Origin of the sequence: Aquabacterium fontiphilum (genome assembly GCF_009909205.1) — a bacterium.
GTDB classification, from domain to species: Bacteria; Pseudomonadota; Gammaproteobacteria; order Burkholderiales; family Burkholderiaceae_C; genus Aquabacterium; species Aquabacterium fontiphilum.
Genome location: NZ_JAAAPN010000034.1, coordinates 1 through 475, shown reverse-complemented (window position 1 = coordinate 475; position 475 = coordinate 1). Strand labels below are relative to the sequence as shown.

General features: G+C 49.3%; 1 rRNA gene. It reads left to right on the top strand.

From position 1 onward, the window contains the following. Positions 1–8 precede the first annotated feature (8 nt). Positions 9–121 (top strand): 5S ribosomal RNA (rrf, locus tag GTZ97_RS16435). The last annotated feature ends 354 nt before the right edge of the window (positions 122–475 follow it).

Here is a 475-nt window from a genome sequence, read left to right as displayed (position 1 = left end):
AGTTCAAGCCTGATGACCATAGCGAGTTGGTCCCACTCCTTCCCATCCCGAACAGGACAGTGAAACGACTCAGCGCCGATGATAGTGCGGATTCCCGTGTGAAAGTAGGTCATCGTCAGGCTACTTATGCGAGCGAAGCCCCTGCTGACTGGCAGGGGCTTCGTCTTCTCTGGTGTGGGTAGTGTGTGCTGCTCATCTGGGGGCTGTGTTGTGAGGTGTTGTGCAAATTTTTGCAAGACGCTTGACAAGACAGTGAAAAGCGGGTGATAATCTCGCTTCTGTGCTGATGACGAATCAGCTTGTTCTTTAAAAATTAACAGCCGATAAGCGTGGGTGTTTGGGTCGGAAAGCGGCTCAAATACTCACGGAAGATAGATGGAAATTCACTTGAGTGAAGATCTGTCGATTCCGTTGAAGAGTTTTAAACAGAGATTGAACTGAAGAGTTTGATCCTGGCTCAGATTGAACGCTGGCG